We start from the raw sequence: 5,237 nt of genomic DNA, 5'->3' as shown, positions 1-5,237 counted from the left end.
GGGCTGCGGGATGGGGGCGCCTTTCAAGAGGTGCCGGAGGCTCGCACCCTGCCGGCACCTTCGCCGCCGTCATGGCCGACCATCACCGGGCAAGGGGGCCCCAAGCCTCAGAATCCGCTTGTAAATCCAGAGATGGCATCGCGGCGGCGACCGTCGTCATGCCCGGCCTATGCCCGAAGCCGGCGGGTGCCGACTTCGGGTCTCATGGTGGGAACGCGGGAACATCCGGGTTCCGGGCATCCACGCCGAACCGCTTGCGATGCCGCCGGAACGCCTCTCCCGCACCACCCCTCCCCCGCAGGTGGGAGAGGGAGCAGGACCGCGCCTGGTCTCAAGGCGAGACACGACCCAGGCGCCAGAGGGTTGCCTTTCCGGACAGCCTGGAAGGCCCGCCCGTGGCTCAGGATGCCGAGACCCGGCGCTCCTGCGGCACGATGGCATTGCCGATGATCTCGCCGAACGGACCGCGGTGGTTCGTCACCGCCCTGGGAGCGCCGGTGCCCGCGGCGAGCGGCAGGAGCGGCAGCACGCCTTCGCCGAACCGGTACGCTTCCTCGAGGTGGGGATAACCGGAGAGCACGAAGGTATCGAGGCCGAGCGCCATGTATTCCCTGATGCGCTCCGCCACCGTCTGCGGGTCGCCCACCAGAGCCGTGCCGGCCCCGCCGCGCACCAGGCCGACGCCGGCCCACAGATTGGGGCTCACCTCCAGCTTGTCGCGGCGGCCGCCATGCAGGGCGCTCATCCGCCGCTGGCCTTCCGAATCCATGCGCGCGAACACCTTCTGCGCCTCGGCGATGGTGGCGTCGTCGATGTGGGAGATGAGCTTGTCCGCCGCCGCCCAGGCCTCGGCAGTGGTGTCGCGCACGATGACATGGAGGCGGATGCCGAAGGTCAGCTCGCGGCCCACAGCTGCCGCGCGGGCCTTCAGGTCCTTGATCTTCTCGGCCACCAGCGCCGGCGGCTCGCCCCAGGTGAGATATTTCTGCACCTGCCGCGCCGCCACATCATGGGCCGGGGCGGAGGAGCCGCCAAAGAACAGCGGCGGATGGGGCTGCTGCACCGGCGGATAGAGCAGCTTGCCGCCCTCCACCTTCAGATGCCTGCCGGCGAAGGTCACCTCCTCGCCCTTCAGCAGGCGGGTGTAGATGTCGAGGAACTCGGCGGTAATTTCGTAGCGCTCGCCGTGATCGGCGAAGAAGCCGTCGCCCCTGTTCTCCTCCGGGTCGCCGCCGGTGACCACGTTGATGAGCGCACGCCCGCCCGAGATGCGGTCCAGCGTCGCCGTCATGCGCGCGGCCACCGCCGGGGAGAGCAGGCCCGGCCGCACCGCCACCAGGAAGCGCAGCCGCTCGGTGAGGCCGGCCAGCGCCGAGGCCACGATCCAGCTGTCCTCGCAGCTGCGGCCGGTGGGGATGAGCACGCCGTAATAGCCGAGCTGGTCCGCCGCCTGCGCGATCTGCCTGAGGTAGCCGAGATTCACCTCCCGCGCCCCGTGGGACGTGCCGAGATAATGCCCGTCCCCGTGGGTGGGCAGGAACCACAGCACATTGGCCTCCCGCGCGGCGGTGAGGGGGGCTGCGGCGTTCACGGCTTCGGAACTCGACGTTTCGGAACTCGACATGGATGGCTCCCGAATGCGGCGCGCCGGCCACCGGGAGACCCCGCCGCGACGCGCCATTTTAATTCAATAAATTTCATCGAATTTATTGACTATAGAGGTGGCCGCTGTCTATCCTTTTTTCCATCACGCCGCCTCCGGAACACTCCGGAGGCGGTCCCGAACGCCCCGGCCGCGCCACCGCGGCGATTTCAGAGGCCCTCCATGAACGCACATACGTCCGTCGCCTCCCCCGCCCTCGCGCCCGAGCTGCCGGACGCCTCGCTCGCCTTCCGCGCCGCCATGCGCAAGCTGGCCGGGGCGGTGAGCGTGCTCACCGTCGGCGCGGGCGACGGGCGCACCGGGCTCACCGCCACCTCGGTCACCTCCCTGTCGGTGGAGCCGCCCACCCTGCTCATCACCATCAACCGCGCCGGCTCCTCCCTCGGGCCGGTGCTGCAGGAGCGGGCCTTCGCCATCAACGTGCTGCGCCCGCACCACCAGCCCCTCGCCGACCAGTTCGCCGGCAAGGGCGGGCTGAAGGGGCCCGCGCGCTACCAGGGCGCCGACTGGACCCGGCTGGAGACCGGCGCCCCGGTGCTGGCGGACGCGCTGGCCGCCTTCGACTGCGTGCTGGAGGACGCCATCGAGCGGCATTCCCACGTCATCGTCATCGGCCGGGTGGTGGCCTCGCGCATCACCGAGAGCGCCCAGCCGCTGCTGTACTGGGCCGGCTCCTATCGCGGCCTCGCTGACTGAAGCCGGCCGCAGGCCCCCGCGTTTCTCCCGAAGGATCACCCCAAAGGACCCCCGATGACCCACCGCATCACCCGCCGCGCTTTCCTCCTCCTCGCCGCCGGCCTCGCGACTGGCTTGGCGGTGGGCCTCCCGTCGGCCCCCGCGCTGGCGCAGGAGAAGGTGGTCCGCATCGGCTACCAGAAGTACGGCACCCTTATCCTGCTGAAGAACAAGGGGCTGCTGGAAGAGAAGCTGAAGGGGCTCGGCTACGGCGTGAAGTGGGCCGAGTTCCCCGCCGGCCCGCAGCTGCTGGAGGCGCTGAACGCCGGCGCCATCGACTTCGGCAATACGGGCGAGGCCCCGCCGGTGTTCGCCCAGGCCGCCGGCGCGCCGCTGGTCTATGTGGGCTACGAGCCCGCCGCGCCGCAGGGCGAGGCCATCCTGGTGCCCAAGGGCAGCCCGCTGAAGAGCGTCGCCGACCTCAAGGGCAGGACGGTGGCCCTCAACAAGGGCTCCAACGTCCATTTCCTGCTGGTGAAGGCGCTGGAGAAGGCCGGCGTCGCCTATAGCGACATCAAGACCGTCTTCCTCACCCCGGCCGACGCCCGCGCCGCCTTCGAGCGCGGCTCGGTGGACGCCTGGGCCATCTGGGACCCGTTCCAGGCGGCGGCGGAGAAGACCATCGAGGCGCGGCAGCTGGCGGACGGCACCGGCATCGTCTCCAACTACCAGTTCTATTTCTCCACCAAAGCGTTCGTGGACCAGGCGCCGCAGGTGGTGGACGCCATCCTCGCCGGTGTCGCCGAGATCGGCGCGTGGGTGAAGGCCAATCCCAAGGCGGCGGCCGAGACCTTCTCGCCCCTCATCGGCATTCCCGTGCCGATCCTCGAAGTGGCCCTCGCCCGCCAGCAGTATGACGTGAAGCCGCTCACCCCCCAGGTGGCGGGCGAGCAGCAGAAGGTGGCGGACGCCTTCTTCGCCCTGGGCCTCATTCCCAAGCCCATCCGCATCGCCGACGCCCTGCGCGCCCCCAAATCCTGAAGGAGGTCCGCCATGAGCCTGTCCGGCCCCACCGAAGCCATCGCCTTCACCCAGGGCGCGGTTGCCGGCGCCGTGCCGGGCAGCGGCGTCCCCGCCGTCGCCGGGGCGAAGGCGGAGCGGCGCGACGCGGCCGGCGCCGCGGGCCGGTCCCGGCTCGCAACCACCGGGCGTGCCCTCGGGAAGTCGCTGGCGCCGTGGGCGTTGCCGCTGGCCATCCTCGCCGTGTGGCAGGCGGCGGCGAGCCTCGGCTTTCTCTCCTCCCGCGTGCTGCCGGCGCCGGGGGACGTGGCCCTCGCCTTCTGGCGCACGCTGAAGGACGGCACGCTCATCGCCAACATCTCCGTCTCCACCGGGCGGGCGCTGACCGGGCTCGCCATCGGCGGCGGCATCGGCTTTGCCCTCGGGGTGCTCAACGGGCTGTGGAAGCCGGCGGAAACCGCGCTGGATTCCACCCTGCAGATGCTGCGCAACGTGCCGCACCTCGCCATCATCCCCCTCGTGATCCTGTGGTTCGGTATCGGCGAGGAGGCCAAGATCTTCCTTGTGGCGGTGGGGGTGGCCTTCCCCATCTATCTCAACACCTATCATGGCATCCGCAACGTGGATGCCGGCCTCATTGAGATGGCGCGGGTCTACGGGCTCTCCCCGGCCGCCTTGTTCACCCGCATCGTGCTGCCGGGGGCGCTGCCCTCGGTGCTGGTGGGGCTGCGCTACGCGCTCGGCATCATGTGGCTGACGCTGATCGTGGCCGAGACCATCTCCTCCACCGAGGGCATCGGCTACATGACCATGAACGCCCGCGAATTCCTCCAGACCGACGTGGTGGTGCTGGGCGTGCTCGCCTATGCCCTGCTCGGCAAGCTCGCCGACAGCCTGACGCGGACCATCGAGCAGCGCGCGCTGGCCTGGAACCCGGCTTACCAGCCCGGCGGCAAGGGCGTGGCGTGATGGAGATTTTCGCCGCCACCGACGCCGAAATCTCCGCCGCCCTGCGTGACCGGGACCGCCGCGAAGCGGAGATTCGCGAGACCTTCCGCGCCCCGCGCTTCCCGCAGCCCCCCGCCGCCGAACGCTGGCAGGGCGAGCGCATCCGCCTGGACAATGTGGTGAAGAGCTTCGGCGCCCGCACCGTGCTGCGCCGGCTCGACCTCGACGTGCCCGCCGGCCAGTTCCTCGCCGTGGTGGGCCGCTCGGGCGGGGGCAAGACCACCCTCATGCGCCTCATCTGCGGGCTCGACACCGCGAATTCCGGCGCGGTGCGCATCGGCGACGCCCCCGTCACCGGCCTGATGCCACAGGTGCGCCTGCTGTTCCAGGATGCGCGCCTCGCGCCCTGGCAGCGGGTGATCGGCAATGTGGGCATCGCCCGCGGTCCCGGCTGGCGCGAAAGGGCCCATGCGGCGCTGAAGGACGTGGGCCTCGCCGATCGCGGCCGGGAATGGCCCTACGTGCTCTCCGGCGGGCAGAAGCAGCGCGTGGCGCTGGCCCGCGCTTTGGTGTCGCGTCCCGGCGTGTTGCTGCTGGACGAGCCGTTCGGTGCGCTGGATGCCCTGACGCGGGTGGAGATGCACCGCCTCACCGAGCGCATCTGGCAGGAGCACGGCTTCACCGTGGTGCTCATCACCCATGACGTGGCCGAGGCGGTCTCCCTCGCCGACCGGGTGGTGGTGCTGCGGCAGGGCGAGGTCGCCCTCGACGTGCCGGTCGATCTCCCGCGTGGCGGGCGCACGGGCGCCGACGCCGCCCGCCTCCACGAGCGTATCCTCGCCGCCGTGTGAGGGGCGGGCGCAGGCGGGCCGGACGTCCTCAGTCCGGAAGCCGCGCCGGGACCGGGCGCGAAGCCACCGCCCTGTCTCTT

Annotated in this window: 5 protein-coding genes; 4 read left to right on the top strand and 1 reads right to left on the bottom strand. The window is 71.0% G+C overall.

Translation table 11 applies throughout. From position 1 onward, the window contains the following. Positions 1–400: 400 nt before the first annotated feature. Positions 401–1,624 carry an FMNH2-dependent alkanesulfonate monooxygenase gene (ssuD, locus tag K9U40_RS21885; protein ID WP_282892228.1) on the bottom strand — a complete coding sequence of 408 codons (1,224 nt, stop codon included), beginning with the start codon at positions 1,622–1,624 and terminating at the stop codon, positions 401–403. A gap of 201 nt (positions 1,625–1,825) precedes the next feature. On the opposite strand from ssuD, the gene K9U40_RS21880 reads away from it, so the two are divergent. The 4 genes from K9U40_RS21880 to K9U40_RS21865 are packed head-to-tail and all read left to right on the top strand — an operon-like array spanning position 1,826 to position 5,157. Beyond that, positions 1,826–2,359, top strand: a complete 534-nt coding sequence (locus tag K9U40_RS21880; RefSeq protein WP_282892227.1) for a flavin reductase family protein — start codon at positions 1,826–1,828, stop codon at positions 2,357–2,359. A gap of 54 nt (positions 2,360–2,413) precedes the next feature. Next, positions 2,414–3,379, top strand: coding sequence for a sulfonate ABC transporter substrate-binding protein (locus tag K9U40_RS21875; protein ID WP_282892226.1), 966 nt, complete (start codon positions 2,414–2,416; stop codon positions 3,377–3,379). A gap of 12 nt (positions 3,380–3,391) precedes the next feature. After that, the gene (gene ssuC / locus K9U40_RS21870) at positions 3,392–4,327 is read left to right on the top strand and encodes an aliphatic sulfonate ABC transporter permease SsuC (RefSeq protein ID WP_282892225.1); all 936 of its coding nucleotides are present in this window, start codon (positions 3,392–3,394) and stop codon (positions 4,325–4,327) included. After that, positions 4,327–5,157 carry an ATP-binding cassette domain-containing protein gene (locus K9U40_RS21865; protein ID WP_282892224.1) on the top strand — a complete coding sequence of 277 codons (831 nt, stop codon included), beginning with the start codon at positions 4,327–4,329 and terminating at the stop codon, positions 5,155–5,157. The genes ssuC and K9U40_RS21865 overlap by 1 nt, the downstream gene beginning before the upstream one ends. Positions 5,158–5,237 lie beyond the last annotated feature (80 nt).

Source organism: Xanthobacter autotrophicus (assembly GCF_030015065.1).
GTDB lineage: Bacteria > Pseudomonadota > Alphaproteobacteria > Rhizobiales > Xanthobacteraceae > Xanthobacter > Xanthobacter autotrophicus_D.
This window is presented reverse-complemented; position numbering and strand designations above follow the sequence as displayed.

What these genes read in the sequence shown, in the direction of transcription:
- K9U40_RS21880 (WP_282892227.1), top strand. Translation starts at nt 1,826, where the DNA reads ATGAACGCACATACGTCCGTCGCCTCCCCCGCCCTCGCGCCCGAGCTG.
- ssuD (WP_282892228.1), bottom strand. Translation starts at nt 1,624, where the DNA reads ATGTCGAGTTCCGAAACGTCGAGTTCCGAAGCCGTGAACGCCGCAGCC.
- K9U40_RS21865 (WP_282892224.1), top strand. Translation starts at nt 4,327, where the DNA reads ATGGAGATTTTCGCCGCCACCGACGCCGAAATCTCCGCCGCCCTGCGT.
- K9U40_RS21875 (WP_282892226.1), top strand. Translation starts at nt 2,414, where the DNA reads ATGACCCACCGCATCACCCGCCGCGCTTTCCTCCTCCTCGCCGCCGGC.
- ssuC (WP_282892225.1), top strand. Translation starts at nt 3,392, where the DNA reads ATGAGCCTGTCCGGCCCCACCGAAGCCATCGCCTTCACCCAGGGCGCG.